28 protein-coding genes and 1 tRNA gene are annotated in these 26,789 nt (G+C 60.5%); 15 read left to right on the forward strand and 14 right to left on the reverse strand.

Going from position 1 to position 26,789, the window contains the following annotated elements:
• Positions 1 to 30 precede the first annotated feature (30 nt).
• Entirely contained in the window at positions 31 to 807 is a 777-nt protein-coding gene (locus tag ACT6VE_RS04645) for an amino acid ABC transporter ATP-binding protein (RefSeq protein WP_069058793.1), read from the forward strand.
• A gap of 46 nt (positions 808 to 853) precedes the next feature.
• Here the strand turns inward: ACT6VE_RS04645 and ACT6VE_RS04650 are convergent, their stop codons facing one another.
• The gene (locus ACT6VE_RS04650) at positions 854 to 1,834 is read right to left on the reverse strand and encodes a GlxA family transcriptional regulator (RefSeq protein WP_444797460.1); all 981 of its coding nucleotides are present in this window, start codon (positions 1,832 to 1,834) and stop codon (positions 854 to 856) included.
• Between the two features lie 270 nt (positions 1,835 to 2,104).
• On the opposite strand from ACT6VE_RS04650, the gene ACT6VE_RS04655 reads away from it, so the two are divergent.
• The 3 genes from ACT6VE_RS04655 (at position 2,105) to ACT6VE_RS04665 (ending at position 3,996) form a co-directional block, all read left to right on the forward strand.
• The gene (locus tag ACT6VE_RS04655; protein WP_444797461.1) at positions 2,105 to 2,539 is read left to right on the forward strand and encodes a BA14K family protein; all 435 of its coding nucleotides are present in this window, start codon (positions 2,105 to 2,107) and stop codon (positions 2,537 to 2,539) included.
• Between the two features lie 296 nt (positions 2,540 to 2,835).
• Positions 2,836 to 3,363 carry a GNAT family N-acetyltransferase gene (locus tag ACT6VE_RS04660; RefSeq protein ID WP_444797462.1) on the forward strand — a complete coding sequence of 176 codons (528 nt, stop codon included), beginning with the start codon at positions 2,836 to 2,838 and terminating at the stop codon, positions 3,361 to 3,363.
• A 210-nt stretch (positions 3,364 to 3,573) separates the two neighbouring features.
• Positions 3,574 to 3,996 carry a DUF4864 domain-containing protein gene (locus tag ACT6VE_RS04665; protein WP_444797463.1) on the forward strand — a complete coding sequence of 141 codons (423 nt, stop codon included), beginning with the start codon at positions 3,574 to 3,576 and terminating at the stop codon, positions 3,994 to 3,996.
• A 6-nt stretch (positions 3,997 to 4,002) separates the two neighbouring features.
• Here ACT6VE_RS04665 and ACT6VE_RS04670 read toward each other — a convergent pair whose 3' ends face one another.
• The 7 genes from ACT6VE_RS04670 to coaD all read right to left on the reverse strand — a co-directional run bounded on the left by ACT6VE_RS04670 (position 4,003) and on the right by coaD (position 8,939).
• Entirely contained in the window at positions 4,003 to 4,491 is a 489-nt protein-coding gene (locus ACT6VE_RS04670) for a hypothetical protein (protein WP_444797464.1), read from the reverse strand.
• 28 nt (positions 4,492 to 4,519) lie between these two features.
• Positions 4,520 to 5,650, reverse strand: a complete 1,131-nt coding sequence (gene tgt / locus ACT6VE_RS04675) for a tRNA guanosine(34) transglycosylase Tgt (RefSeq protein ID WP_444797465.1) — start codon at positions 5,648 to 5,650, stop codon at positions 4,520 to 4,522.
• Positions 5,647 to 6,714 carry a tRNA preQ1(34) S-adenosylmethionine ribosyltransferase-isomerase QueA gene (gene queA, locus ACT6VE_RS04680; protein WP_444797466.1) on the reverse strand — a complete coding sequence of 356 codons (1,068 nt, stop codon included), beginning with the start codon at positions 6,712 to 6,714 and terminating at the stop codon, positions 5,647 to 5,649. The genes tgt and queA overlap by 4 nt, the downstream gene beginning before the upstream one ends.
• 7 nt (positions 6,715 to 6,721) lie before the next feature.
• Positions 6,722 to 7,171 (reverse strand): DMT family transporter, encoded by a 450-nt coding sequence (locus ACT6VE_RS04685; protein WP_444797467.1) that lies wholly within the window; start codon positions 7,169 to 7,171, stop codon positions 6,722 to 6,724.
• A gap of 80 nt (positions 7,172 to 7,251) precedes the next feature.
• Positions 7,252 to 7,767 carry a peptidylprolyl isomerase gene (locus ACT6VE_RS04690; protein ID WP_444797468.1) on the reverse strand — a complete coding sequence of 172 codons (516 nt, stop codon included), beginning with the start codon at positions 7,765 to 7,767 and terminating at the stop codon, positions 7,252 to 7,254.
• An 83-nt stretch (positions 7,768 to 7,850) separates the two neighbouring features.
• Entirely contained in the window at positions 7,851 to 8,411 is a 561-nt protein-coding gene (locus ACT6VE_RS04695; RefSeq protein ID WP_444797469.1) for a peptidylprolyl isomerase, read from the reverse strand.
• A 33-nt stretch (positions 8,412 to 8,444) separates the two neighbouring features.
• Positions 8,445 to 8,939, reverse strand: coding sequence for a pantetheine-phosphate adenylyltransferase (gene coaD, locus ACT6VE_RS04700; protein WP_444797470.1), 495 nt, complete (start codon positions 8,937 to 8,939; stop codon positions 8,445 to 8,447).
• 250 nt (positions 8,940 to 9,189) lie between these two features.
• Between coaD and ACT6VE_RS04705 the strand changes: the two genes are divergently transcribed.
• Together ACT6VE_RS04705 and ACT6VE_RS04710 are read left to right on the forward strand one after the other, a co-directional pair.
• Positions 9,190 to 9,315 (forward strand): hypothetical protein, encoded by a 126-nt coding sequence (locus tag ACT6VE_RS04705; protein ID WP_444797471.1) that lies wholly within the window; start codon positions 9,190 to 9,192, stop codon positions 9,313 to 9,315.
• A gap of 13 nt (positions 9,316 to 9,328) precedes the next feature.
• Entirely contained in the window at positions 9,329 to 9,475 is a 147-nt protein-coding gene (locus tag ACT6VE_RS04710) for a hypothetical protein (RefSeq protein ID WP_444797472.1), read from the forward strand.
• A 122-nt stretch (positions 9,476 to 9,597) separates the two neighbouring features.
• Here the strand turns inward: ACT6VE_RS04710 and gyrA are convergent, their stop codons facing one another.
• A complete protein-coding gene (gyrA, locus tag ACT6VE_RS04715; RefSeq protein WP_444797473.1) occupies positions 9,598 to 12,375 on the reverse strand; it encodes a DNA gyrase subunit A in 2,778 nt (925 codons plus the stop codon).
• A 238-nt stretch (positions 12,376 to 12,613) separates the two neighbouring features.
• Between gyrA and ACT6VE_RS04720 the strand changes: the two genes are divergently transcribed.
• A complete protein-coding gene (locus tag ACT6VE_RS04720) occupies positions 12,614 to 13,243 on the forward strand; it encodes a MarC family protein (protein WP_444797474.1) in 630 nt (209 codons plus the stop codon).
• Positions 13,244 to 13,710: 467 nt separating this feature from the next.
• Here ACT6VE_RS04720 and ACT6VE_RS04725 read toward each other — a convergent pair.
• Positions 13,711 to 13,800 (reverse strand) — tRNA-Ser (locus tag ACT6VE_RS04725).
• A gap of 836 nt (positions 13,801 to 14,636) precedes the next feature.
• Complete coding sequence (locus ACT6VE_RS04730) at positions 14,637 to 14,771, reverse strand: hypothetical protein (protein ID WP_444797475.1); 135 nt, start codon at positions 14,769 to 14,771, stop codon at positions 14,637 to 14,639.
• Between the two features lie 340 nt (positions 14,772 to 15,111).
• Here ACT6VE_RS04730 and ACT6VE_RS04735 point away from each other — a divergent pair, with 340 nt between their 5' ends.
• Complete coding sequence (locus ACT6VE_RS04735; RefSeq protein ID WP_444797476.1) at positions 15,112 to 18,432, forward strand: Ig-like domain-containing protein; 3,321 nt, start codon at positions 15,112 to 15,114, stop codon at positions 18,430 to 18,432.
• Here ACT6VE_RS04735 and ACT6VE_RS04740 read toward each other — a convergent pair.
• Positions 18,422 to 18,715 (reverse strand): hypothetical protein, encoded by a 294-nt coding sequence (locus tag ACT6VE_RS04740; protein WP_444797477.1) that lies wholly within the window; start codon positions 18,713 to 18,715, stop codon positions 18,422 to 18,424. The two genes, ACT6VE_RS04735 and ACT6VE_RS04740, sit on opposite strands and share 11 nt — an antisense overlap.
• On the opposite strand from ACT6VE_RS04740, the gene ACT6VE_RS04745 reads away from it, so the two are divergent.
• From ACT6VE_RS04745 to ybaL, 5 genes are all read left to right on the forward strand, one after another.
• Entirely contained in the window at positions 18,714 to 18,926 is a 213-nt protein-coding gene (locus ACT6VE_RS04745) for a hypothetical protein (RefSeq protein WP_444797478.1), read from the forward strand. The genes ACT6VE_RS04740 and ACT6VE_RS04745 overlap by 2 nt on opposite strands.
• Before the next feature lie 184 nt (positions 18,927 to 19,110).
• A complete protein-coding gene (locus ACT6VE_RS04750) occupies positions 19,111 to 19,635 on the forward strand; it encodes a DUF992 domain-containing protein (RefSeq protein ID WP_444797479.1) in 525 nt (174 codons plus the stop codon).
• Positions 19,636 to 19,826: 191 nt separating this feature from the next.
• On the forward strand, positions 19,827 to 20,096 hold the full coding sequence (locus ACT6VE_RS04755; RefSeq protein ID WP_444797480.1) for a hypothetical protein: 270 nt from the start codon (positions 19,827 to 19,829) through the stop codon (positions 20,094 to 20,096).
• Positions 20,097 to 20,114: 18 nt separating this feature from the next.
• Positions 20,115 to 20,462: a hypothetical protein gene (locus ACT6VE_RS04760; protein ID WP_444797481.1), complete on the forward strand. Its 348-nt coding sequence runs from the start codon at positions 20,115 to 20,117 to the stop codon at positions 20,460 to 20,462.
• Between the two features lie 110 nt (positions 20,463 to 20,572).
• Positions 20,573 to 22,363, forward strand: a complete 1,791-nt coding sequence (gene ybaL / locus ACT6VE_RS04765) for a YbaL family putative K(+) efflux transporter (protein WP_444797482.1) — start codon at positions 20,573 to 20,575, stop codon at positions 22,361 to 22,363.
• Here the strand turns inward: ybaL and ACT6VE_RS04770 are convergent, their stop codons facing one another.
• On the reverse strand, positions 22,364 to 23,071 hold the full coding sequence (locus ACT6VE_RS04770) for a FadR/GntR family transcriptional regulator (RefSeq protein WP_444797884.1): 708 nt from the start codon (positions 23,069 to 23,071) through the stop codon (positions 22,364 to 22,366).
• A gap of 202 nt (positions 23,072 to 23,273) precedes the next feature.
• Entirely contained in the window at positions 23,274 to 23,897 is a 624-nt protein-coding gene (locus tag ACT6VE_RS04775; protein WP_444797483.1) for an invasion associated locus B family protein, read from the reverse strand.
• Positions 23,898 to 24,187: 290 nt separating this feature from the next.
• Here ACT6VE_RS04775 and ACT6VE_RS04780 point away from each other — a divergent pair, with 290 nt between their 5' ends.
• Together ACT6VE_RS04780 and ACT6VE_RS04785 are read left to right on the forward strand one after the other, a co-directional pair.
• Positions 24,188 to 25,984 carry an extracellular solute-binding protein gene (locus ACT6VE_RS04780; protein WP_444797885.1) on the forward strand — a complete coding sequence of 599 codons (1,797 nt, stop codon included), beginning with the start codon at positions 24,188 to 24,190 and terminating at the stop codon, positions 25,982 to 25,984.
• A 134-nt stretch (positions 25,985 to 26,118) separates the two neighbouring features.
• On the forward strand, positions 26,119 to 26,787 hold the full coding sequence (locus ACT6VE_RS04785) for a DsbA family oxidoreductase (protein WP_444797484.1): 669 nt from the start codon (positions 26,119 to 26,121) through the stop codon (positions 26,785 to 26,787).
• The last annotated feature ends 2 nt before the right edge of the window (positions 26,788 to 26,789 follow it).

Consider the following 26,789-nt stretch of genomic DNA (forward strand, 5'->3'; position numbering starts at 1 on the left):
GCCACAAAAGATAACTGAGAGGAAACAACAATGGCCAACCAAGCCCAGGCGCAAAAGCTGGCGGTCTCCACGACGGACGTCGCCGTCGAGATCACCAACATGAACAAGTGGTACGGCGATTTCCACGTGCTGCGCGACATCAATCTCAAGGTGATGAAGGGCGAGCGCATCGTCATCGCCGGCCCGTCGGGCTCCGGCAAGTCGACGATGATCCGCTGCATCAACCGTCTGGAAGAGCACCAGAAGGGCCAGATCGTCGTCGATGGCATCGAGCTCACCAACGACCTGAAGAAGATCGACGAAGTGCGCCGCGAAGTCGGCATGGTGTTTCAGCACTTCAACCTCTTCCCGCACCTGACGATCCTGGAAAACTGCACGCTGGCCCCGATCTGGGTGCGCAAGATGCCGAAGAAGGACGCCGAGGAAGTGGCGATGCACTACCTGAAGCGCGTCAAGATCCCGGAACAGGCCCACAAATATCCGGGCCAGCTCTCCGGCGGCCAGCAGCAGCGCGTGGCGATCGCCCGCTCGCTCTGCATGAAGCCGAAGATCATGCTGTTCGACGAGCCGACGTCAGCGCTCGACCCGGAAATGGTCAAGGAAGTGCTCGACACTATGGTGTCGCTGGCCGAAGAAGGCATGACCATGCTGTGCGTGACGCACGAAATGGGTTTTGCCCGCCAGGTCGCCAACCGCGTCATCTTCATGGACCAGGGCCAGATCGTCGAACAGAATTCGCCGGCCGAATTCTTCGACAATCCCCAGCATGAACGCACGAAGCTTTTCCTCAGCCAAATCCTCCACTAAGCGGTCGGCACGGAAATCAGAAGGCGGGCCTAGCAGCCCGCCTTTTTCATTTGGCGCGCTGCTCAGCCCGAAGTTTGAGGGGGCTCGCGCCAAAATGATTGCGGAAAGCGCGCGAAAAGGCGGACAGGCTGTCAAAGCCGCTGCGCAGCGCCACGTCCTGGATCGACAGCGGCGTGTCGCGAACCATCCGCTGCGCTGCCGTCAGCCGCAGGCGCAGGTAATACGTTCCAGGCCCGATGCCGAGACCGTTGGCAAACAGTGTCTCCAGCTTGCGTGTCGAAAACCCGAGTCGCCGGGCAAGGGCCGCAATCGTCAGCGGCCGATCGATGGTGCGCTCCATCAGGCGGATCGCAGCGGCCAATTCCGGCTGGTGCTCCCCCAACCGGCCAAGCGAGACGAGCGGCTGTGCGTCCGTTGCCGCATGGGTCTCGTCATAGACGAAGACACTCGCCACATCGAGCGCCACGGCGGAGCCGAACTGCTCGCGCACCAGATGCAGCATCATGTCGAATGTCGGCGAAGCGCCACCGGACGTCCACAGCGGGCCATCAGTGACGAATCGGTCGGCCCGCACGTTGAGTGCCGGAAAGGCCGCCGCGAAATCTTCGAGTTCTTCCCAATGCGCCGTCGCATCGCGCCCGTCGAGCAGCCCTGAACGCGCCAAAAGCCAGCAACCCGATTCGATGCCCGCCACCACGCCGAAGCGACGGGCTACCTTCTTGAGCCGGGCAACGAAATTGCGGTCGGCATGGCGGTCCTGGTTGAAGCCGGCAATCAAAAGCAGCGCGTCGCCGCTGGTCACGTCGGCAAAGTCACCGTCCACCCGGATTTCCACACCACAGGTCAGCAGGACGGGTTTGCCCTGCGGCGACAGGATCTTCCAGCGGAACACCGGCTCCGGCACGACGCGATTCGCGGCGCGCATCGGGTCAAGAACCGAAGCAAGCGACATGATCGACGATTCAGGCAGGAGGACGATCGTGACATCGAGTGGCCCTTGCCGTTGTGCTTTTTTGCTCATGGGCAAATTGTCAAAAAAGATGCGGATTATGTCAATCGGCAAAAGCGCGTTCGGGCATGATCGACGTCACAGGAGATCCGGAGATGCAGCCGGATTGTGGTGAGAGCCCCTGTACCCCGAACACCCTGATCCGCAATTTACCGGAACGGGTTGGCGAGCCGACAAGGCGGACCAACCCGTTTTTTTTGTTTTGGAAATGACGCCGTTCGACACGCTGGTGGGAACCAAATACCCTGTGCCGCGTTCCGTTGCAGAACAAGCAAGAAAGGTTGCGCCATGTTTAATCTCAAGACCGGTCTCGCCGCCGGGCTTCTCTCGCTCGCCGTTGGACTGACATCCGTTGTTCCGGCCCAGGCAGTGACATTCGCCCGCGTGCCGGTGCCGGAAGCATCCTCGGTGGAGCAGGTGCAGTATCGCGTTGAACGCCGTCGTGATCGGTACGAACGCCGTGCGGACCGTCGCTGGCATGGCCATCGCGGATACCGTGATTATCGCCCCGGCTATCGCCGCAATTCGGACGGCTGGTGGTATCCGCTTGCAGCCTTCGGCCTGGGCGCGGCAATCGGCGGTGCGATCGCCAACCAACCGCAGGCTGGCGGCAACTCGCATGTGAACTGGTGCTCCAACCGCTACCGGTCATACCGCGCCTACGACAACACGTTCCAGCCGAACTATGGTTCGCGCAGGGCTTGCATTTCGCCGTACTCGTAAGGCGGCGGCCTGATTCCGCTGGGTTCTTGATGAACTCGCAAAAAGCCCGCCTCGGCGGGCTTTTCCCTGCCTGATTGAAACTTGAACTGGTCAGGAATCCAGCTCGAACGGGATCCCATCTGCCGATGGAAAAAAGTAAGCCGACGTGCCAATCCGGTGGAGCGCGGGACGGAGCATGTCGACTACGTCGATCTTTCCAGTGTAGGTTGTTGCGAATCCAGTCCGGCCCCGCCAAAATCAGAACCTGCCTCCCTTCCTGAACCCGCACATCCTCCAATTTCCCGCTACTCGGTCCGATGCCCAACATACCTGTTCTTGAAACCGACCGCCTCGTTCTGCGTGGCTTTCAATCTGACGATCTCGACGCACTGACGGCGATGTGGAGCATGCCGGAGGTCGTCCGGTACATTGCCGGCGTCCCCTTGTCGCGGGAGCAGTCGTGGGTCCGCCTCCTCCGCCATATCGGCATGTGGAGCGTCATGGGTTTCGGCTTCTGGGCGATCACGGAAAAGGCTTCAGGACAGCTCATCGGAGAATCCGGCTTCCATGAAATGCGCAGGGGGCTGGTACCCAGCATCGAGGGAACCATGGAAGCAGGCTGGGGTCTGATCCCGGACTATCAGGGTCGCGGCTACGCCAGCGAGGTGCTGGAGACGATATTGCCTTGGGCGGAGGCCAACCACCGCGGTGCCGCCATCACCTGCATCATCGATCCAGACAATGCGCCCTCCATACGCCTTGCCCAGCGGCATGGTTTCCAGGAGTTCGCCCGGTCGACATATCAGGATTCGGACATCGTGGTCTTTCGAAGGAACGCGGCATAGGAAGGCGCGCTCCGTCCGCTGCTTTGTATTTGCTTAGCGCCTTATATCGCAGATATTTAATATTATTGCTTTGGTTTAATTAATTTAAATATCATATTGTTTTAAATCGAAATTTTTATCCATTGAAGCGCCTTACCTCCCCACAAAAGGGGGGCAGCCCCTTGAAAATTCCCGTGCTACTCTACCTTCCGCAGAAAAGGAGTGCGCGCCATGAAATTGCCTGCCGCCTTGTTCCTTTGCGTTTTCCTGCCGGTGATATCGTCCTCCTTCGCCCGGGCGGAGGAGCCCGTCGATACGGCGCAGGGTATCATCCAGAGCCAGATCGATGCCTTCCTGAACGACGATGCGAAGACGGCCTATTCCTTCGCCTCACCCACCATCCGCGGCAAATTTCCGAGCGAGGGTGCCTTCTTCGACATGGTGAAGAAGGGCTACGCGCCGGTCTACCGGCCGGGCAATTTCGCCTTCGGCCGCTCGAAGGTCGCGGGCGACATGGTGGTGCAGGAGGTGCTGATCTCCGGGCCGGACGGGAAGGACTGGACGGCACTCTACCAGCTCGTGAAGCAGCCGGACGGCAGCTACAAGATCAACGGCGTGCACATGGTACGCGCCGCGCCGGGACCGGAAATCTAAGGCACTTCACTCGTGCTCGTCAGCCATGTCTAACAGCGATTCCGCTAAATCGACATGCCCCTTTGCAACCGCTTGCGCTGCGGCAATCGACAGGAGCATCGACCGATCCCATGCCTTATGTCGGTGAAGAAACGCATTGTCGGGCAGAAGGCCGATCGCACGATGATAAGCCTCGGCAAAAGCCTGCGGAACATGTGGACCTCTACCAGTCTGTCGCGCGATCTCGATGCTGGTCGGCAGCAAGAAAAAGGACGTGTCTATTGGTCCTGTAGCGTCGGCCGCAATACGAACGATATGGGGAACGGCCGCGTATGAAGCGGTGTAAACATCGCCCTGATGACATAACCTTGACCACAACCCGAACCACAGCTCTTCCTGATAGTCGGCTTTAGGGCCTGATGATTGAGCAAGGAGGTGCAAAAGCGCCGGGATATCGGTGGCCTCGCCATAGGCATGCTGTAAATCTTTCCAGCGCGGGTCGTCGAGCAGCAGCATCGGGTGCACTTCAAAGCAAACAATAATCTTAGAGCGGGGCGAGATCGCCCCTCGCCCATTCTTCCTGCGTCTCCGCCATGAAATCGGCAAAACGTCCTTCCTCGATCGCCTTGCGGATGCCGGCCATCAGGTCCTGGTAATAGGACAGATTGTTCCAGGTCAGCAGCATGCCGCCGAGCGACTCGTTGGCGCGGATGAGGTGGTGCAGATAGGCGCGCGAATAGTCGCGGGCGGCCGGGCAGTTCGATTCCTCGTCGAGCGGCCTCATGTCTTCCGCATGGCGGGCGTTGCGCAGGTTGATGCGGCCGCGGCGGGTGAAGGCGAGGCCGTGGCGGCCAGCGCGGGTCGGCATCACGCAGTCGAACATGTCGATGCCGCGGGCGACGGATTTCAGCATGTCGTCCGGCGTGCCGACGCCCATCAGGTAACGCGGCTTCTCGGTAGGCATATGCGGAATCGTCGTGTCGATCATGTCGAGCATGACCTCCTGCGGCTCGCCGACAGCAAGGCCGCCGATGGCGTAACCCTTGAGGTTCAGCTCGGCCAGCGCCTGTGCTGAGCGGACGCGCAGATGCGGGATATCGCCGCCCTGCACGATTCCAAACATCGCCTTGCCCGGCTGGTCGCCAAAGGCAACCTTGCAGCGCTCGGCCCAACGCAGCGACATTTCCATCGCACGCTCAATTTCCTTGGGCGACGCCGGAAGCGCCACGCACTCGTCGAGCTGCATCTGGATATCGCTGCCGAGCAGGCCCTGGATTTCGATCGAGCGCTCCGGCGACATGTGGTGCAGCGCGCCGTCGATATGGCTCTTGAAGGTCACGCCCTGTTCGTTAAGCTTGCGCAGGCCCGAAAGCGACATGACCTGGAAACCGCCGGAATCCGTCAGGATCGGGTGCTTCCAGCGGATGAGTTCGTGCAGGCCGCCAAGCCGCGCGACGCGCTCTGCGCCGGGCCGCAGCATCAGGTGATAGGTGTTGCCGAGGATGATGTCGGCGCCGAGTTCGCGCACCTGGTCAAGATACATCGCCTTGACGGTGCCCACCGTGCCGACCGGCATGAAGGCCGGCGTGCGGATGGTGCCGCGCGGCATGGAGACCTCGCCGCGGCGCGCCTTGCCGTCTGTTGCGAGCAATTTGAACTGGAATGTTTCGGTCATCGGTCGTTCCGGAAAAGCAGGCTGGAGTCGCCGTAGGAATAGAAGCGGTAGCCGGCCGCGATCGCATGCGCATAGGCACCACGCATCGTATCCAGGCCGGAGAAGGCCGAGACGAGCATGAACAGCGTCGATTTCGGCAGATGGAAATTGGTCATCAATATATCGGCCGTGCGGAAACGGTAGCCGGGGGTGATGAAGATGCCCGTGGCACCCGACCACGGCTTGATCGTGCCATCCGCGTCGGCCGCACTTTCGAGCAGGCGCAGCGACGTCGTGCCGACAGAGACGATGCGCCCGCCCCGCGCTCGCACAGCGTTGAGCGCGGCAGCGGTCTCTTGCGAGACATAGCCGATCTCCTCATGCATGACGTGGTCGGTCGTGTCATCCGCCTTGACCGGCAAAAAAGTGCCGGCGCCGACATGCAGCGTTACGAAATGCCGTTCGACACCCAGCGCATCGAGTTTTTCGAAGAGCGCGTCGGTGAAGTGCAGGCCGGCGGTGGGCGCGGCGACGGCGCCCTCCTCGCGGGCATAGATCGTCTGGTAGTCTCGGCGGTCCGCTTCGTCGTCCTCACGCTTGGACGCGATGTAGGGCGGCAGCGGGATATGGCCGACGATGGCGATGGCGCGATCTAGGTCGGGGCCGGAGGCGTCGAAATGGAGGGTGACGTCGCCGCCCTCACCTTTCGCCTCGACGGTCGCCGATAGATCGTCGCCCGCGCCGAAGGTGATGCGGTCGCCGATCTTGATGCGTTTGCCGGGCTTGGCAAAGGCTTTCCAGCGGTCGCCGGCAATGCGCATATGCAGCGTCGCGGAAACCTTCTGGCCGCCCGCGCCTTCGCGGTGGCGGATGCCTTCCAGCTGGGCGGGAATTACACGTGTATCGTTGAAGACCAGTGCATCGCCTGCCCGCAGAAGCGACGGCAGGTCGCCAACGGTGAGGTCTTCGTAGGGGGCATCCGTCTCAGGGCGCACGACGAGGAGCTTTGCAGCTTCGCGCGGCGTCACCGGACGAAGTGCTATGCTGGCTTCCGGGAGATCAAAATCGAAGAGGTCTACGCGCATGAAACCCTCAGTAGAAGCGGATCATCAGCGCGCCGACGACGAGCAGCATGGCGCCGGCGATGCGGCCGACGGAAACTTCGCGCACGGCCATGCCGAGGAAGCCGATGCGATCCAGCAGGATTCCGGCGAGAAGCTGGCCTGTGACGGCGAAAGCCATGACGGCGGCAGCACCGATGCGCGGCGTCAGGAAGATGGCGGTGGTGACATAGACCGTGCCGAGCGCGCCACCAGCGAAATACAACCAGACGGCTGGCCCGCGCCAATCGGGTCCCCGGCCTTCAAAAGAGGCGGTCGCCAGCATAACGACGGCGAGGATGATGGCGCCGGACAGGAACGACACGCAGGCGGCAGCCACCGGCATGCCCAGCCCGCGACCGAGCATGGCATTGATGGGAGCCTGGATTGCGATGCACGCGCCGGCCGCAACGCCGAGCAGCGCCCAGAGGAAAGCAGCCATATCGACTTGTCTCTTGAAAAGCGCATAAAGAAAAACCGCGCCCGCCGTGGCGAGCGCGGTCGAAATCGAACGTTTCTCTATCAGGCAGCCGCGTCGGCGGCAACCTTCATCGAGACGATGGTATCGGGATCACGCACCGGCTCGCCGCGCTTGATCTTGTCGATATTGTCCATGCCTTCGATGACCTGGCCCCAGACGGAGTACTGCTTGTTGAGCCACGGGCTATCCGTGAAGCAGATGAAGAACTGCGAATTGGCGGAGTTCGGCATCTGGCTGCGGGCCATCGAGCACGTGCCGCGCACGTGGCTCATGTTGGAGAATTCGGCCTTCAGGTCCGGCTTTTCCGAGCCGCCCATGCCGGCGCGGGCCGGGTTGAAATCCTTGCCTGCGGTCTTGCCGTACTGCACGTCGCCGGTCTGCGCCATGAAGTCTTCGATCACGCGGTGAAAGACGACACCGTCATAGGCGCCTTCGCGCGTCAATTCCTTGACGCGAGCCACGTGGCCCGGTGCGAGATCCGGAAGCAGCTGGATGACAACCTTGCCCTTCGTCGTCTCCATGATGATGGTGTTTTCCGGATCCTTGATCTCGGCCATGGTCTTTCTCCTTCAAAAGTCTGTTGCGCAAAAGGTGTGGTACGGTTTTGCGATTACAACCGGCAGCGAACCAAAAAGTTCACTTACTTGCCGACGGTGACCTTGACCATGCGGTCAGGGTCGGTGACGGAACCGTTGTTGGCGTCGTCGCCGCGCTTGATCTTGTCAACGTTCTCCATGCCGGACACGACCTTGCCGACGACCGTGTACTGGCCGTTCAGGAAGTCGCCGGGCGCGAACATGATGAAGAACTGCGAGTTGGCGGAATTCGGGTCCTGCGACCGCGCCATGCCGACGGTGCCGCGCTGGAAGGGCACTTCGGAGAATTCCGCCGGAAGGTCCGGCTGGCTGGAACCGCCCGTGCCGGCCGCCTGTGCCTGGTAGCCGTCCGCCAGGTCGCCATACTGCACGTCGCCAGTCTGGGCCATGAAGCCTTCGATGACGCGGTGGAAGGCGACATTGTCATATTCGCCGGCAGCGGCGAGTGCCTTCATGCGCTCGACGTGCTTCGGCGCGGCCTTGGTATCAAGCTCGATGACGACCGGGCCGTCCTTCAGCTGGATCGTGAGGAAGTCGGCAGCCTGCGCAACAGCGGTTGTCGCGAGGAGAAGGGCTCCGGCAAAAGCGAGACGAAGGATGTTCATGATAGCTCCCTTGAGGGGTTCAGGATGATTGTGTCAGCTGTTCTTGCGGGCATTCAAAGCCGCAAAGACGGGCGCCGGAACGAAGGCGCTGACATCGCCGCCCATGGCCGCGATCTGGCGGACCAATGTGGCGGTAATGGGCCGCGAGGCAACGCCGGCCGGTAGAAAGACGGTCTGCACGTCCGGCGCCATCTGGCGATTCATGCCGGCCATCTGCATTTCATAGTCGAGATCCGTACCATCGCGCAACCCACGGATGAGCAGGTGGGCATTGTGGCTGCGTGCCGCATCGACGACCAGATTGGCGAACGAAACGACGCTGACATCCCCTGCCCGATCCGGCAGTACTTCGGCGAGAGATTGACGGATTAGGGCTGCCCGCTCTTCGAAGGAAAACATCGGGGTCTTGCCGGGATGGATACCGATTGCGACGATGACCTTGGGAGCCACGTTCAGCGCCTGCACGAGGACATCGATATGGCCGTTGGTGATCGGATCGAAAGAGCCAGGATAGAAGGCAACTGTCATCGGCAGGGTCCCGTTTGCCGCCTTTTGTCACGGACAGCCCAAATTCGCAAGGCTCCGCACGGCTCTACCCGCGACTGTCCCCGGTCGCGAAGATGAACTCTAGGTGAACAGACCGTTCAAACCCGTTTCAGCCGCACTATGTCTATATAGCAAGCATGGAGGTCGGGAACAAAGGTCGCAGTCGCGCATTGTACCGTCCGAACACACCGAACCAAGTATTGCGTTTCCTCTGGCTGGAAGGAACACGAAAATGGCACTGGCAATTCTTTGCATGACGATGTTCATCGCGCTCAGCTTTGCGACGATCCATGCCCTGCGGCAAGAGGATCGCCCCATCACGCCGAAGGCAGTCGGCCGCGGCAAGTGGCTGCGCTGAGTGGAGACGCATGATGGCCGCACTTACCATTCTTTTCACAGTGTTTATCAGCACCGTCTTCACCTTCGACTTCATGCGCACGATCATCGATTTGAAACGTGACCGCGCGGCCTTGAAGGTGGTGAAGCTGAAAACAGAAGCAGGCGGCTTCGGCGTTTAACGCGCCCCCTTGTCGCCGTTAGAGCGGGTAGCCTTCCCTCCGGGCTGCCCGCACCATATGAAAAGCCGGACGGTCGTTCCCTGCCCGTCCGGCTTTTTAATTTCTATAAGAATGCTGCGCGCCTATTCTTCAGTCGGCGCCACATCCACGGCTTCGATCTCGCCTTCGACGCCGATCTCCTCCGCATCATCCTCACCTTCCGGCTCGCTGATACGCTCGACCGACACAACCTTCTCGTCCTTGGCGGTCGAGAAGATCGTCACACCCTTCGTGGCACGGCTGGCGATGCGAATGCCATTGACCGGCACACGGATCAGCTGGCCGCCGTCCGAAACGAGCATGAGCTGGTCCTTGTCCTCGACCGGGAAGGCCGCGACGACTTCGCCGATCTCGTTGGTCTTCGAGGTGTCCGTGGCGCGGATACCCTTGCCGCCACGACCAGATGTACGGAAGTCGTAGGAAGACGACCGCTTGCCAAAGCCCTTCTGCGAAACCGTCAGCACGAATTGTTCACGCGCCTTCAGTTCCTGATACCGCTCTTCAGACAAGTCGCCGATTTCACCGACGTCTTCCCCGACCAGTGCGATATCCTCCTCGTCGACACCGCTCGCACGGCGTTCGGCGGCGGAGCGTTTCAGGTAGGCAGCGCGTTCCCACGGCTCGGCATCGACATGGCTGACGATGGTCATCGAGATGATGCGATCGCCGGCGCCAAGCGAGATACCGCGCACGCCGACCGAGTTACGGCCGGCAAAGACACGCACGTCATCGACCGGGAAGCGAATGCACTGGCCGAGCGCCGTCGTCATCAGCACGTCGTCCTGCTCTGTGCAGGTTTCGACGTTGAGGATTTCGTCGCCCTCTTCCTCGAGCTTCATCGCGATCTTGCCGTTGCGGTTGACCTGGACGAAGTCCGACAACTTGTTGCGGCGAACCGTGCCGCGGGTCGTCGAGAACATGACGTCGAGGTTTTCCCACGTCGTCTCGTCCTCGGGCAGCGGCATGATCGTCGTGATGCGTTCGCCCGGCTCGATCGGCAGCATGTTGATGAGCGCCTTGCCCTTCGACTGCGGCGTACCGATCGGCAGGCGCCAGACCTTCTCCTTGTAGACGATGCCACGCGAGGAGAAGAACAGGACCGGCGTATGCGTGTTGGCAACGAAGAGGCGGGTTGCGAAATCCTCGTCCTTCATCGCCATGCCGGAGCGGCCCTTGCCGCCGCGGCGCTGCGCGCGGTAGGTCGCAAGCGGCACGCGCTTGACGTAGCCGGCATGCGACACGGTCACCACCATGTCCTCGCGGGCGATCAGGTCCTCGTCGTCCATGTCCGGACCGCCCTCGACGATCACGGAGCGGCGCGGCGTGCCGAATTCGTCGCGCACGGAGATGAGCTCGTCCTTGACGATATTCATCATGCGCAGGCGCGAGGAGAGGATGTCGAGGTAATCCTTGATCTCCTCGCCAATCTTGTTCAGTTCCTCGTCGATTTCGTCACGACCGAGCGCCGTGAGGCGGGCGAGGCGCAGCTCGAGGATGGCACGGGCCTGTTCCTCGGAGAGATTGTAGGTGAGGTCCTCGTTGATGCGATGACGCGGATCGTCGATGAGCTTGATCAGCACGTCGACGTCCTTCGCCGGCCAGCGGCGCTCCATCAACTGCTCGCGCGCCGTCTGCGGATCGGGCGCGCGGCGGATGAGACTGATCACTTCGTCGATATTGGCAACCGCGATTGCAAGACCCACCAGGACGTGGGCACGGTCACGCGCCTTGCGCAGCAGGTATTTGGTGCGGCGGCTGACGACTTCCTCGCGGAAGGACACGAAGGCGCGCAGCATGTCGAGCAGCGTCATCTGCTCCGGCTTGCCGCCGTTCAGCGCCACCATGTTGCATCCGAAGGAGGTCTGCAGCGGCGTGTAGCGATAGAGTTGGTTGAGGATAACCTCGGCATTGGCATCGCGCTTCAGCTCGATGACGACGCGGTAGCCCTGCCGGTCGGATTCGTCGCGCAGGTCCGAAATGCCCTCGATGCGCTTGTCGCGCACCAGTTCGGCCATTTTCTCGATCATCGACGACTTGTTCACCTGGAAGGGAACTTCCGTGACGATGATCTGCTCGCGGTCGCCGCGCATCGGCTCGATATGGGCGCGGCCGCGCATGATGACCGAGCCGCGGCCTGTCTCGTAGGCCTGGCGGATGCCAGCACGCCCGAGAATCAGCGCGCCGGTGGGGAAGTCCGGCCCCGGGATGTGCTGCATAAGGTCGAGCAATTCGATCGCCGGGTTTTCGATCAGCGCGATACAGCCGTTGATGACTTCAGTCAGATTGTGTGGCGGGATGTTCGTCGCCATGCCGACGGCGATGCCGCCAGCACCGTTAACGAGCAAGTTGGGGAACTTCGCGGGCATGACGACGGGCTCGCTCATCGTGCCGTCGTAGTTGTCGCGGAAGTTGACAGTTTCCTTGTCGAGGTCGTCGAGCAGCGAGTGAGCTGCCTTTTCCAGACGGCATTCCGTGTAGCGCTGAGCTGCCGGCGGGTCGCCGTCGATGGAGCCGAAATTGCCCTGACCGTCGATCAGCGGCAGGCGGAGCGACCAGTCCTGCGCCATGCGGGCCAACGCGTCATAGATCGCGCTGTCGCCGTGCGGATGGTATTTACCCATCACGTCACCGGTGACGCGCGCCGACTTCACATATTTCTTGTTCCAGTCGACGCCCATCTCGCTCATCGAGTAGAGGATGCGCCGGTGCACGGGCTTCAGGCCGTCACGCACATCGGGCAGCGCGCGGGACACGATCACGCTCATCGCGTAGTCGAGATACGACCGCTGCATTTCCTCTATGATGGAAATAGGCTCAATGCCGGGTGGGTTTTTGCCGCCGGGTGTCGATTGCTCTGTCAATTTTGATCACGATCGTTGTTCAGAATCAGTCTTGATTTATAGCCTACCGGCGTCTGTCACGCCAATTTTGCAAAGGGTTTTGAACAGGCTTTTGCAAGTAAAATCCGCCAATTTGCGCATTTTCGTGACATTGTCGGTGCAAGTCTGCGACTGCCCTTCCCTTGCACACGACCCTCGCCTAACAATGCGGGCATAAAGCCGTCAAAAGCGGCCGCACAATGGCGAGGGGAACGCCGCAATGCTCAACATCGACCTTCTGGTCAATGCGGTCACGACGCTGCTCGTAACCATCGACCCGCCCGGCCTCGCACCGATTTTCCTGGGCCTGACCGTCGGCATGACGCGCGCGCAACGCAAGCAGGTGGCGCTGCGCGGCTGCATCATCGCCTTCTGTATCCTGGCGGTTTTCGCGCTCACGGGCGCCGGCGTGCTGTCGCTGCTCGGCATCTCGATTGGCGCCTTCCGCATCGCCGGCGGCCTGCTGCTGTTCTGGATCGCCTTTGAAATGATCTTCGAGCGCCGCAATGAGCGGAAGGAAAAGACCAGCGAAGTGGCGATCACCCGTGATCACATCCACAATATCGCCGTCTTCCCCCTCGCCTTGCCCCTCATCGCCGGCCCCGGCGCCATCTCCGCGACGATCCTCACCTCCGGCTCCTTCCCGTCGGCGCTGGAACGCAGCGCCCTCATCGGCGTCATCGCGCTCTGCATCGCCATCCTCTTCCTCTCGCTGGTGATCGCTGAACGCATCGACCGCTTCCTCGGCAACACCGGTCGCGCCATCCTCACCCGCCTCCTCGGCGTCATCCTGGCGGCGCTGGCGGTGCAGTTCGTGGTGGATGGGGTCAAATCGGTCTTCGTTGGGTGACGTCGGACGGGCCCGCCGCATTCCCGCGCCTCAAAATCGCCGGGACTATAAGCCTCTCGCTGTCCGGCAGGGCGCGAACTTGAGGGGAATGCGCTTTTAGGGGTAGCTTCAGAGCACCCCAAAATGCCCAAACCAGACTGCGAGCGCTGTTTGGGGAGAGCGCATGCCAGCAGGACGTAGGGCGATGAATGCCAACGCCGTTTTTTTGCTCCAGACCTCCGGTACTTCAGAATTTCTGGAACCAAACGGCCGCCAAAGCTCTCCAGTGTGGCTTCTTCTCCTTCGCTGGGAGCAAACACCTAGATCGTGTGAGCTCGTTGATCGGCGTGTCGATTCGTGAGGCCGAAAGGGTGCGTGATTCCGCATCTTTCCTCGACAGACCGAGGAGATGGATCAGGGCGTATTGCGTACGTCGTTTTGTGCGCAGGATCGAAAAACTGATAGTTACTAAACAGAAACAATTGGATTGGCGGAAGAGGTGGGATTCGAACCCACGGTACGGTTTCCCGCACGCCGGTTTTCAAGACCGGTTCCTTAAACCACTCGGACACTCTTCCATGCGATTGATTTGGTTGAGTAATCGATATCTTACCCGTTTCCCCAAAAACGGCGATGCCTACCGCTTTGCTACCCAATCATTCGATGGCTGGCGTTTTAGCAGCTTTGATTGCCGCGTCAACTTGCTCCGCCGCATTCCGGGCATCCCGTGGCTGTACAGATCGCTACCGCTATCGCGGCGTTCGCAAAGGCAATGTCCCGTAAGCACAGAGCGACGACCTCCCCTCGCTTCATCCCGCATAGCGCTGCCAGCAGCACCGGGATGAAGACGAGACTTTTCGCAGATCACCTCATACCGTTGAGCAAATCAAATAAGGCGGTGGCTGATCTCGCCGACATTCTCGAAAATGAACGAGGGAGTGAGTTCTATTGGCCTATATTCGAGCGATTGGAACGCGAACTCGCGATGTGAGACACGCGATCTGCGCGGCTTGCCGCCGCACGTGCTGCCGTACGACGTGACCGGTTCGAAATCGGTCATCGCCCTCCCAGAACGGAATGATCGAGGTTCAACGCGATGGCCACCATCCTATCACACCACAACTCGAGTGAACCCCCGTCGCCATATTCCGGTCGCATCGTTCGTGAGCGAGCGCGTGGCGGCGGTACTCGTCATTGTAGCCAGCCTCAGCCATCCGCTTCTCATAGGTGTACCGCAACGAATAGACTCGGTGTTTGCCACCTTCCGGCACCAGTCTTTTTTCGCAGGTGCCTCATCAACAGGGCAGAAAGGTTCGTTTCCTTGTCCTGATAGAGAGGCAAGCCATTTAGCGCGCTGCACATTGCCCCGGCGAGACACCGACCAACACTACGTCGCGAATACTGTTCTCCGTCTTCAACGGCGATCATCTGTGAAAATGATGGCGGTAAATGGTACGTTGGCATCAAGGTGGATGTCTTCCGGCTCCAGACTGCGCAGTTTGGAAGGCCGACATCCGGTTTCGATCATGGCAAAGAACAGCCAGCGCACCTCTTCATTCAATGTTTTAGACGGCGTTCCCTACTGGTATTTTTCGGCAAGGGCGCATCCTACATAACAGTGCGAGGGGCTCAATTGTAGGTTTCACAGGTGTCGCCCATACCTGCATTGGCTTGACTCTGGCGTGTGACATGGCAACCTTACTCCATCACAAGGGGAACACACCTAAGGCTCCTGGCTGGTTCGCTCGGACATTATAGTTCGCCACGCTCCACTGTCTGCAAAATAGGTCCACGTGTTTTTGTTGCTGTTGGCTGCAGCGCTTCGACCACGCCAAGTGTGCGGGAAGCCGTGAAATTTCGTGAGCCGAACGAATAGACAGGATGTTGACATGACACAGGCTGCACTTTCTTTCGATGACGCCGGGCAACCCTCTTCAAGCAATGGGGAAATGGCAGGTGGTTTTGATCGCCACCATGGAAGTGCCCCAATGTCCGCTGCCTCTGCCACAGGCTCGGGGGCCAACAACGTACTTGTCGTTGACGACGTTCGGCCGACCTCAACGATCACCGTTTCAGACAGCGCGCTGAAGGCTGGCGAGACCTCGCTTGTTACCATCACCTTCAGCGAGAAGGTTTTGGGATTCGACAATGACGACCTCACCGTCGAAGGCGGTACGCTGGGCACTGTCACGACGTCCGACAGCGGCATCACCTGGACGGCGGTGTTTACGCCGAAAGCCAACTTCACAGACGCGACGAACGTCATTACCCTCGACAACTTCGATGTAACGGACCTTGCAGGCAACACCGGCATTGGCGCCACGGATTCCCCGAATTACACGATCGATACGACGCGACCGACCTCGACCATCGTTGTTTCGGGCGGAAGTGCCGCCGAAGATCTCACAGTCACCATCACATTCAGTGAAAAGATCACCGGGTTTGAGGCCGCCGACCTGTCCGTGTCAGCCGGCATGGGTACGCTGGGCGATATGTCGTCATCCGATGGCGGACAGACTTGGACCGGGTTATTGACGGTGCCAGCCGATACTCAGAACGGCGGCCGCATTACACTCGACAATACGAAGCTCACCGACTTGGCTGGCAATAGCGGCGTCGGCACGACATCTGGCAGTTACTGGGTCGATACAAAACGCCCGACGGTGACGATCACCATCGAAGATACCATGCTTACGGTCGGAGAAACCACGCACGTCGCATTCACATTCAGCGAAGATATCAAAAATCTAGACAACAACGCGATTACTGTTGAGGGCGGCACTTTGAGCCGGTGGTATCTACCGGACCCGGTGTCAGATCCCAGTCTGACCTGGTATGCAACGTTCACGCCGACCCAAAATATTACCGACACGTCGAACATAATCACGTTCCTCAATTCGGGTCTGACGGACTACGCCGGGAACACGGGTACCGGTACCACCGTATCGAACACATTCGCTATCGATACCGAGCTTCCAACGGCGGCGATACACGTGTCGGATACCGTGCTGCAGACGGGCGAGACCGCAACAGTTACGATCACGTTCAGCGAAAGGGTCAAAGGCTTTAGCCTGACTGACCTCATGGTTCAGAATGCGGCGTTGGATGGGCTTGTCAGTGCGGATGGCATCACATGGACGGCGACACTTACTCCGACTGCCGGTATCTCCGACGCAAAAAATATTATCACTCTCGAAAATACGGGATTTACGGACGACGCGGGCAATCGCGTAGCAGGGACGACAATCTCCAATAGCTATGTGGTTGAAACAGGGGGCATTCCAAACACCCCTGCCGTTGTAGCCGGCGACCTGGCGGCAACACTGAATGAGGGCGGCAGCTACGTGCTGACGACCGCAGACCTCAACTTCACCGATCCGGACGATGTTGCCTCGGGCGTCCGCTTCACCGTTTCCAACCAGGAAGCCGTTCAACTGCTGGTCGACGGCGTGGTCGAGACGAGTTTTACCGGCGCTCAACTTGCCGCCGGCAAGGTGGCCTTCGTCCATGACGGCACGGAGACGACGACGGCAACGTTCAAGGTCTCAGTCGAAGATGGCGACGAGGACAACTCGATCCCGACGTCATCCACATTCACCTTCTCCGTCAACCCCGTCAACGATGCACCGAAGCCTATGGGCAGCCTGAAGGGAGCAGTCACGGAAGGCCGCAGCTACAAGCTGAACCCGGCCGCCTTCAAGATTACCGATCCGGACGACGCCGCCGCGGACATCCACTTCACCGTTTCCAGCGTAAGCGCCGGCAAGCTGCTGGTAAACGGCACGGTCGCGACGAGCTTCACCGTCGCTGAACTCGTCGCCGGCAAGGTCATCTTCGTGCATGACGGCTCGGAAACGTGGAAAGCCTCTTTCAATTTCACTGTTGAAGACGGCAACGAGGATGGCTCCACGCCAAAAGAGTATACCTTCTCCATCAACGTCAAGTCCTTCAACGATCCACCGAAGCTCGTCACCGATCAGTTGATGATGTCCATTGCCGAGGACGCGTCAACGGAAGCGCCGCAAAAAGTCGCGACGCTTGTAGTCTTGGATCCCGACACAAGCCCCTACTACAACAAATTGTCCCTAACCGGCAGTGATGCGGGGCTGTTCGAGATCAAGGATGGCGCACTCTGGCTCAAGAAGGGAGTCAGCCTCGACTACCAGACCAATACTACTCTCGACGTGACGGTGCGAGTCGACGATCTGTCGATCGGTACGAGCTACGAAGCGGAACAATCCTTCAAGATCACCGTCACGGGTGATTATCAAACAACCGGGACGCCTGGCAATGACAGGCTCGTGGGCACGTCGAACAATGACCTGCTGGATGGCAAAGGCGGCAACGACGTTCTTATCGGCGGTGCCGGTGGCGACAGGCTTGATGGTGGTAGCGGCATCGATACTGCCTCCTACGAGACGGCGACAGGCGCGGTTGTCGCCAGCCTGTGGCGGCCATCCACGAACACCGGCGTCGCACAGGGTGACACCTATTTTGGCATAGAGAGGCTGACCGGTTCGTCCTTCGCAGACAGGCTGGAAGGCAATGGCGGCGCAAATCTCATATCCGGTGGAGGCGGCGCCGACGAGATCTACGGTGAAGACGGCAACGATACACTGGTCGGCGGTGCTGGCGCCGACAAGCTGCACGGTGGGACCGGCAGCGACACAGCATCCTATGAAGGCGCGGCGGCAGCCATTCGCGCCAGCTTGACAAACCAGGCCTCCAACGCCGGCGACGCCAAGGGCGACACATATTCGTCGATCGAGAACCTGACCGGCTCGTCTTTTGCCGACCGGCTCGTCGGCAACGCGGCGGCCAACACGCTAAAAGGGGGAGCTGGCAACGACAGGCTCTACGCCGCAGCAGGCGCCGACAAGCTCTACGGCGGCACGGGTGCGGACACCTTCGTATTCCTCAAAACCGCGGAAAGCACATTAACCGCGCGTGACATCGTCTACGATTTCTCGCGCGTCGGCGGCGACAAGTTCGACATATCCGCCATTGACGCCAGCACCAAAACGACCGGCGACCAGGCTTTTACATTCATCGGGATAATGGAGTTCAGCCATAAGGCCGGTGAACTGCGCTACCTCAAGAAGAATGGTGATACATTCATCCATGGCGACGTGAACGGCGATGGCAGCATCGATTTCTCCCTTCGCCTGGATGCCGCTATTGATATGAGAAGCACCGACTTCATCTTGTGATGCTGGAGCCATGATGCGGATTCAGCACGGGGCTGACCTGAAACCTCTTGTTTTGAACACAATGCCCACCTATATACCCTGCATCGGCATTGCTATGAGCGCTGGAAAATATCTGCCGCTCGCAATTGCTGCCATCACCTGATGCCCTTGACCACGGATGTACTGGCACTGGTGAAAAGGTGATGATGAGGAAGGTCGGTGCGGTTTCGCCCCGGCCTTTTTTGTTGCCGGAACAATCGGGCAGCATGCGGGTTTCTGGTTCGCCACCACAGGAGGCCGCCATGGAACAGACATCCACCGCAAAACTTGCCGCAGAATATGTTCGCCTCGGCGGCAACCGGCTGGCGAAGATCGACGACAATCAACTCAGCACTCGGCAATGGAAACACGAGACGCGCGCGGCCGAAGTGTTCTGGAACGAGCACATCGCGCGCCTCGACGAAAGGCGCCGCGACGAGGTGATCACGCATCTGCCGACGATCAATCAGGTGTAAAGCGGCCTATGCCCTCCCCGGATATGATGTTGAAAAGCCTCACCCGGCGCTGCCGGCGCCTGCAATCTGTTAGCAAAACGTTACCTGCCCACACTCTGCCACGATCTTCGCCATGAGATGCCCTGCGACCCGGAACAAATTCGCCGGATTCGCCGTTATCGTGCCTGTTAGAAGGAGTGCACAGATGAATAAAAAGCTCGGAACAGTCCTCGCGCTGGCCCTTGCGCAGGCTATCGCGACCACGGCTGGCGCGGCCGACATGGCAAACCGTGATCCGGCACCCACCTATGTCGACCGTGGCGACCAGGGCGGCGTCAAGATCGGGATGCTGACCTGCGACGTCGGCGGCGGAGTCGGCTACGTGCTGGGTTCGGCAAAGACCGTCGATTGCGTCTTCTCCTCCAGCCGCGGCACACACGATTCCTACAGCGGCGTCATCCGCAAGCTGGGCGTCGATCTCGGCTTCACCACGCAGGGCCGCATCGTCTGGGCGGTCTTCGCGCCGACGGCGGGCTACCATCAGGGTTCGCTCGGCGGCCTCTACCAGGGTGCGACAGCCGAAGCGACCCTCGGCTTTGGCATCGGTACCAACCTGCTCGTTGGCGGTACTTCGGGTTCGATCCACCTGCAGACGATCAGCATCAGCGGGCAGATCGGCCTCAACCTGGCGGCAACCGGTACCTCGGTAACGCTCACGCCGCAGGGTTGATACGGACGAAAGCGGGCGGCCTTGGTCGCCCGTTTCTCATGGGGGCTGCCGCATGGTGATCTGCTAAAGCGCACCGCGATGTTTCGGATTCGCTCCTTGCGCTTTAGGTCTTTGATTCTTCGCATATCTTTATCGCAAAACCGCTGCACACTTTGCGCGACATGCTTTAGAATGCTGACGAGGAGACCATCATGACCCGTCTTTTGCCCGCTCTTCTGTCCGTTCTCCTGCTTGCCGCCTGTACGGCCGGCACTCCGCGGTCGATGGAGCCCATCCCGGGCAGCATCACCTATGGCGGGCAGCCGCGCACCAAATTGACGAAAGCACCGATTGGCAGCACGTTCGACCATACGTTCTTCGACAATCGTGGCCGCCGTGTCGTGGAAATCTATCAAATACAGCCGGATCGCTCGCTTCTTCTTCTCCGTCGTCACACTCGAATCGAGTATCTGTGGGATTAGAAACGAATGGAGACGACCATGTTGGAAAGCACCGATATCGAACTGGAAGACGAACGCCTGAAGCTGCTCGACATTCTGGCCGACGAACGCGCCATGACGCCGCCAGTGCTGTTGTCCCACTATACGTCCGGTTCCTTCGGCTTTCACGAGGCGGTGCACACGGCCTCCATTGTGCTCGATCTCGTCGATGACCAGCTTCTCCACCACCCTGCAATTGCCGGTAACAGCGACTGGTTCCGGCTTGCGGCACGGGCAAGCGAGGCGCTTTTCAATCTCTACCAGTCGATGGGAGCCGCCCAGTTGGTGACCCGCGCTGTGGACGAGGGCAAGCGGCCGGAAGAACTGGACGCCAGCAACGACGGCTGATGTATTTACCGCCTTGCGCACAGAAATTGGCGACGGTACCCTATCCTCTTGAATTATAGAGAACTTCCTGCGATTTGCGGGCGTTCTCTCAATAAAATCGGGATAGTGCGTTGCCCCATGAGACACCGCTGATCGCAACCTTGGTTGCCGGCATCTGCCTTGCCTTCGCGGCGGGGCTAGTTGCGCATCGCTTCCGCCTGCCGCCGATAGCCGGCTATCTATTGGCGGGCGTCATCATCGGCCCGTTCACGCCCGGATTCGTCGCAGACCAAAATCTCGCGAACGAACTGGCGGAGATCGGCGTCATCCTGCTGATGTTCGGTGTCGGTCTGCATTTTTCCCTGAAGGACCTGCTGTCGGTCCGGGCGATCGCCATTCCGGGTGCGATCGGCCAGATCGCGGTGGCGACCGTCTTCGGCCTGCTGCTTGCGCTTGCGATGGGCTGGTCGGCGGGCAGCGGCTTCGTGTTCGGCCTGTCGCTTTCCGTCGCCAGTACCGTGGTGTTGCTGCGCGCATTGCAGGAACGCCGCATGGTGGAGACGGAAAAAGGCCGTATTGCGGTCGGCTGGCTGATCGTCGAGGACCTGGTGATGGTGTTGACGCTCGTGCTGCTGCCGCCTTTGGCCGGCGTGCTGGGCGGCACGGCGCAGACCGCCAATGTCGATCCCGACTTGACGCGAGCACTTGGTATCGGCGCGGTCTGGACGGCGGTCGGTGTCACCGCGCTCAAGGTATCCGCCTTCATAGCGCTGATGCTCGTCGTCGGACGCAAGGTCATTCCGATGATCCTGCACTATGTGGCGCATACCGGTTCGCGGGAGCTGTTTCGCCTCTCGGTCCTCGCCATTGCGCTGGGTGTCGCCTATGGCTCGGCAAAACTCTTCGGTGTCTCCTTCGCGCTCGGCGCGTTCTTTGCCGGCATGGTGCTGGCCGAATCGCAACTCAGCCAACAGGCGGCGCGCGAAACGTTGCCGTTGCGCGATGCCTTCGCAGTTCTCTTCTTCGTCTCCGTCGGCATGCTGTTCAATCCGGTCAACCTGATCGAACGGCCGCTGGCGATCCTTGCGACCATCGTGACGATCGTCTTCATCAAGTCGGCTGCCGCCTACCTGATCGTCAAGGCGTTCGGCTATCCGCGCACGATCGCGCTGACCATTGCCGCGAGCCTGGCGCAGGTCGGCGAATTCTCCTTCATCCTTGTCGCTCTGGGTGTCGGCCTCGACCTGCTGCCGCCCGTCGCGCAGGATCTTATCGTTGCGGGCGCCCTGTTTTCGATTCTCGTCAATCCGTTGCTCTTCATGGCGGTCGATCGCTATGGCGCGAAGCTTGACGCGGCCCCAGCCGCGGCGGAACCGGCAGGAGACGAAGACGCGACAACGCATCCAGAAGAGCCGGCACAGGATATGCCGGAGCCGACGACGCTCACCGACCATGCGGTGGTGGTGGGCTATGGCCGCGTCGGCAGGCGCATCGTCGAGCAGTTGCGTGCGGCCGGCATTCCCCTGCTCGTCATCGAGGAGCGGGCCGGCGTGGCGGAAGAGCTGCGGGACGGTCGCATCGAGGCCATCGGTGAGCCCGCCGGTAGCCGCGGCGTGCTGGCACAGGCCAACATTGCCGGCGCGCGATGGTTCGTGACCGCCCTTCCGGATGCCTTTGCCGCCGGCACGCTGATCGAGCAGGCGCGCGCAGCCAATGGCGCGATCAGCATCGTGGCGCGGGCGAACTCTCAGGCGGAGGCCGATCACCTCCGGCAATTCGGCGCCAATCACATTGTCATTGCCAAGGAGGAGCTTGCCGCGGCGATGGCCGATCGGCTGCTTGCCGGCGATGCGCAAAAGGGGCACCGCCCGAAGGATGTTACGCAGGGCGAGCTGGATCTCGCCGCGCCGTCGTCGGCCTGACTATTTTTCGCTGCGCAGGGCTTCGACGACCCGCTCACGTCCAACCCGGATGACATTTTCCATCGCGCGCCTTGCGCCGTCCTCGTCGCGTTTGTCGATCTCCTCGACGATGCGGATATGGCTGGTCGACACGTCGCCGATCTTGCCGCGATCGGAGGCCGGTGAACTCAGCTTGAAGACGCCGACAAGCCCGGCCTCGATGAGGCTACCCAGCGTGCGCAGGAAGGGATTGCGCGAGGCCTCGAGCACGGACAGGTGGAATTTCAGGTCGGCCACGGCGAGCGTTTCCGCCGTATGCTCCGGATCGCCCATGGCAACGGCAAGGCGCATCATCTGGCTGATATCCGCCTCGGAAGCATGCCGCGCCGCCAGCGCCGCGGCATGCGGTTCGAAGGCGAGCCGCACCTCGGAAAGATGCAGCAGAAAATCTTCGTTGACGCCGACGGCGAAGTACCAGGTGAGGATATCGCTGTCGAAGAGGTTCCATTGCATGCTCGGCGTCACACGCGTGCCGATGCGTGCGCGCGGCACCACAAGGCCCTTGGCCGCGAGCGTCTTCATCGCCTCGCGCAGAACGGTGCGGGAAACCTTGAAGCGGGCGGCAAGCTCGGCATCGCCCGGCAGCGTCGCCCCGACGGGGTAGTCTCCAGCGATGATGGCCCTGCCCAGTTCGTTGACGACCTGTGCATGGCTGGTACGCGTGTTCATCCCGCTGATGACGGTTTCAAGCAAACCTTTGCGCAAGAACGTTCCCCTCCTCCGCCCCGGCCCACCCCTCTGGTCCGGAACAATCGTGCAGGTATAGAGCGCCCCGCCGATTCCGCAAAGCCCGATCGCGTCACGCGTCTGTCACACACAAAAAACCCGGCTCTCGGCCGGGTTCTTCATGTCTGGATTTAAGCGGCAAGTCTTACTGGCTCTTGGCTGCCTTCTGGGCGTCTTCGAGCTTCTTGCGGGCTTCCTCAGCCTTCTTCTGCATTTCTTCCTGCAGCAGGCGCTGGCGCTCTTCAAGCTTCGACTGTTCGATCGGCTCGCCGTCGAACACGCCGGTGAAGCCTTCGAGCGAGATCTTGATCGGGTTCGGCGCGCGCTGGAAGTTGATCGAGGTCAGCACGAGTTCGCCGCCCTTCTTGAGGCTGGCGATCATCTGGTCGGTCAGAAGCACTTCGGCGACGCACTTGTCGGGCATGCAGATAGCGTAGTCGAGCTTCTGGCCCTTGCCGCCGTCGATCTGCATCTGGATGCCCGGCGGGATGAGACGCGCGCTGGGGACCGAGACCTGCATGATCTTGCGGTTGGTCTTGCCGGTGACGGTGATGAGGCCGACAGCGGTGATCAGCTGGCCGCTGTTGGCCGCCAACAGGTTCTGCACGATGCAGACGTCATTGTCTTCCTGCTTGGTGCAGACCTTGAACCAGCCCTTCGGCGGAGCGGCCTGCTGTGCGAGCGATGCGGACGGCACAGCCGCCAGGGCAACGCCAGCAGCAAAGGCGGAAAGCACGGTCCGCTTGATGAGGTGCGATGTGAAGATCATACGAATTCGGTCTCCTGAAAATCCGGTGCCGGAGCGACGACGCCCCTCCTTGAGCCCCTCTCGGGCGTGTGGTCAGTCGTGCGCTCTCCTGTCGGCGAATTGAGGCATTTGCATGACCCGCTTCGGGGAACCCTGTTACAATGGGCGGCTGCGGATATCCAGCTTTTCTTGCGAAAATCCCGCACGCATTCGATTTCCCTCACTTGCCACACTGCTGTCCCCGTTCCAGCGGTTATAATAACAAAGAATCATCCGGACCTCACGAGGAGATCCCCTTGCGCCCCTTCCTGATGGCCTTTGCGGCCTGCCTCATCGGCGTGCCCGCCAGCCTTGGCCATGCCGCCCCCCTCCACGGCATTGCCATGCATGGCGACCCGGCCCTGCCGCCGGATTACAAGCACTTCAGCTACGTCAATCCGGACGTGAAGAAGGGTGGCCGCATTTCTTATGGCGTCGTCGGCACCTTCGACAGTCTCAATCCTTTCATCCTGAAAAGCATGCGCACGACGGCGCGCGGCATGTGGGATCCGGAATTCGGCAATCTCGTCTACGAATCGCTGATGGTGCGCTCGCGCGACGAAGCCTTCTCCATGTATGGCCTGCTCGCAGAAAGCGTGGAGTGGGACGACGACCGCAGCTTCATCGAATTCCATCTCAACCCGAAGGCGCGCTGGGCGGACGGAAAGCCCGTGACGCCGGAAGACGTCATCTTCACCTTCGAGCTGATGCGCGACAAGGGCCGTGCGCCGTTCAGCATCCGCCTGAATGCCGTCGAAAAGCTGGAAAAGACCGGCGAGCACAGTGTCCGCTTCACCTTCAACGAGAAGGGTGACCGAGAGGCACCGCTCCTCATCGCCTTCTCGCCGATCCTGCCGAAGCATGCGATCGACGTGGAGACTTTCGACCGGTCATCGCTCGCCTTGCCGCTCGGCTCCGGCCCCTACAAGGTCAAGGCGGTAAAGCCAGGCGAACGCATCGTTTACGAGCGCGATCCGAATTACTGGGGCAAGGACATCCCCTCGAAGGTCGGCTTCGACAATTACGACGAGATCTCCGTCGAGTATTTCCTGCAGGACAATTCGCTGTTCGAGGCCTTCAAGAAGGGCGTGATCGACGTCTACCAGGAAGGCAATCCGACAAAATGGGCGCGCGGCTACGATTTTCCTGCGGTCCACTCCGGCACGGTCATCAAGGACGCCGTGACGTCGAAACTGCCGCCGGTGATGTTCGGCTTCGTCTTCAACACACGCAGGCCTGTCTTCCAGAACGCGGAATTGCGCAAGGCGCTCTCGCTCGTCTTCGATTTCGAATGGGTCAATCGTACCCTGTTTGAAAACGCCTATACGCGCACGGAAAGTTTTTGGCAGAATTCAGCACTGTCATCGCTCAATGTACCGATCGACGCCCGCGAACGCGAAATCATCGGCGACGCGGTGAACAAAATCGATCCCTCCGTGCTCGCCGGCACGCATCGTTTTCCGGTGACCGACGGCTCGGGCCGCGACCGCAAGGTGTTGCGGGAGGCGATGGGCCATTTCCAGAAGGCTGGCTATTCGATCAAGGACGGCCGCATGGTCGATGCCTCCGGCAAGCCGCTCGCCTTTGAAATCATGACGCAGAACGCCGACCAGGAAAAACTCGCCCTCGCCTACCAGCGCTTCCTTGCCGCCCTCGGTGTGCGGGTAAGCCTCAGAACCGTCGATGATTCGCAATATCAGAGCCGCAGCCAGACCTTCGACTACGATGTCATCATGAAGGCCTTCCTGTCGTCGCTGTCGCCAGGTCTCGAACAGGTGCGACGCTGGGGAACACAGGCGCGCGATCTCGAAGGCAGTGAGAATTTCGCCGGCGTCGCCGATCCCGATATCGACCGTGTCATGACGGCCATTCTCACCGCCCGTTCGGCAGAGGATTTTCAGTCCGCCGTTCGTCTCCAGGACAGGATGCTGCTTTCCGGCAACTACATCGTCCCGCTCTATCATCTCGGAGAGCAATGGGTGGCGCGCAACAAACATATTGGTCGACCCGAGATGACGCCGCTCTGGGGCTTCCAGTTCCCCGCATGGTGGGACGAGCAGGCACAATAAAGGGGACATCCCCAGAATTAAGGGTACTTTGAGGTAACCTGTTGAAAGCCGCGGCAGACCGGCCTATCTCGGCGTTCAAGTAGCGCGTCAATGTGCGTCCGCCGGAAACTCCGGCGTCTCGAAAGGAAATCCGGATGGAAGCCATTACGATCGATGTCGTTTCGGATGTCGTCTGCCCTTGGTGTTACCTCGGCAAGAAACGGCTTGAGAAAGCAATCGACAACGTCAAGGGCGACTTTGCCGTGGCCGTGACGTTCCGCCCCTACCAGCTCAACCCGGACATGCCAGCCGAAGGCGTCGACCACAAAAAACACCTCGCGGAAAAGCTCGGTGGCGCCGACGCGGTCGAGCGGGCGCACAAGATGCTGACGGGCCTCGGCCATGAGGACGGCATCGATTTCGATTTTCCGGCTGTGAAAGTCAGCCCGAACACGCTGGATGCCCACCGCCTGCTCCGCTGGGCGATGATCGAGAGCCCGGAAATCCAGGCCCGCGTGGCGATAGCTCTGTTCAAGGCCTATTTCGAGGAAGGCCGCAATGTCGGCGACCGCACGGTGCTGCTGGATATTGCGGAAAACAACGGCATGGACCGCGCCGTGGTGAGCGCCCTGTTTTCCGCCGGCGCCGATGTCGATGCGGTCAAGGAAGAAATCGGCATGGCCCGCGACATGGGCGTCACCGGCGTGCCGTGCTTCATCATCGACAACAAATATGCGGTGATGGGTGCCCAGTCGGTGGACGTGCTGACCAACGCCTTCCGCGAGATTGTGGCGGTGAAGGCAAAGGAACGCGCCGCCGGTTGATA

Source organism: Shinella sp., from assembly GCF_052438155.1.
In the GTDB taxonomy this organism is placed as follows: Bacteria; Pseudomonadota; Alphaproteobacteria; order Rhizobiales; family Rhizobiaceae; genus Shinella.